Here is a 1,347-nt window from a genome sequence, read left to right as displayed (position 1 = left end):
CTGGGCAGCGGCGGTCGCCATGCCGTGGGCGGCCTCTACGTCGGTGGCAAAGTGCACGCCGCAGATCTCGCGGCTCAGCGTGTAATCCTGCGCCTTGGCCATCAGTGCGGCAGCGCGGTCGGGCGCGAGCTGCGCCAGGGTCCAGGCGACCGACCAGGCAAAGGCGGAATGCCCGCTGGGATAGGCCTTGAGCGCCTGTTCGCCCTTGCCGCAATGCGGCAATGCGGGATCGACCATGAACGGGCGAGCACGGCGGAAATGATGCTTGGCGGCGGCGACCACGCGCTCCACTTCGTCCTGCACCAGGTTGGCCAACGCCAAAGTATGGGGCAGCGTGGCAATGTCCTTGCCCAGCGCCTTGTCAAAGATCGCCGGCTCCTTGTGCTCGCCATCCCAATCGGCCTGGGTGATCCGCGCGGGCGAAGACGCCGCGATCAGCGCGCGCAGGCGATCGAGATCGAGCTTTTCCTCCAGCGACCCGGGCGCGGGCGGCGGGACAAAGGCATGGTCGGGCGCAAACGTGATGGCCGAAAGCCAGCGCGGCGCAGGATCGGCATGATCGGCCGCGTGGGCCGCAGGCACGACCATGCAGACAGCCGCCAGCGCGGCCGCAGACCGGAAGAATCGCATCGTGTGAAACCCCATGGGCGCCGGGCCATTCCCGTTGCGCCTGCCGACCCGCTAGGCACCGTCCATGACATTTGTGCGACAAGTTCCGCACCTGGCATGATTTGCCCGCAACATTGCAAATTGAGAATGTTTTGGGGGTGGTGTGCAGCCTGGCACCCAAGCCTCAAAATCACCCCGGAAACATCATCCGCACTTCCAGCCCCGGCGCATTGTCGGCAAGGGCCAGCGTGCCGCCGTGAAAGCGCACGATCGCTTGGGCGATCGACAGGCCCAACCCGCTGCCGCGCCGACCGGCGGTTTCCGGGCCGCGTTCGAACGGGCGCACCACGCGGCTGCGATCCGCCGGGGGCAGGCCCGGGCCATCGTCGGCCAGGATCACCATCGCGCCTTCCGCGCGCTGCTCCACCCGCAAGGTGGCCGTGGTGCCCGGCGGCGTGTGCGTCGCCACGTTTTCAAGCAGGTTGACCAGCAATTGGTTGACCAGCCCGGCATCGGCCCGCACCACCGATGAGTCCACCCGGCCCAGGCGCAGCGCGCCGCCGTGGTCGGCCAGCACCGGCTCCATCGTTTCGGCCACGTCGGCCACCAAGGCACCCAGGTCGAGCGGGGCGACGGCAGTGGGATGGCGCCCGGATTCCAGTTCGGCCAGGCGCAGCAGCGCGTCGAAGATGGCGATGACCGAGGCGCACTCGCGCTCTGCCCGCTCGACCAGTGCAT

At 68.4% G+C, this 1,347-nt stretch carries 2 protein-coding genes; both read right to left on the bottom strand.

Annotated features, from left to right (window positions below):
* Positions 1 to 588 (bottom strand): phosphatase PAP2 family protein (locus tag H926_RS26775; protein WP_237741013.1); only part of this gene is annotated, 588 nt, incomplete at its 3' end.
* A gap of 211 nt (positions 589 to 799) precedes the next feature.
* A partial coding sequence (locus H926_RS34620; RefSeq protein WP_237741012.1) for a sensor histidine kinase KdpD occupies positions 800 to 1,347 on the bottom strand: 548 nt, incomplete at its 5' end.

Source organism: Novosphingobium sp. B-7 (assembly GCF_000410615.1).
GTDB classification, from domain to species: domain Bacteria; phylum Pseudomonadota; class Alphaproteobacteria; order Sphingomonadales; family Sphingomonadaceae; genus Novosphingobium; species Novosphingobium capsulatum.
This window is presented reverse-complemented; position numbering and strand designations above follow the sequence as displayed.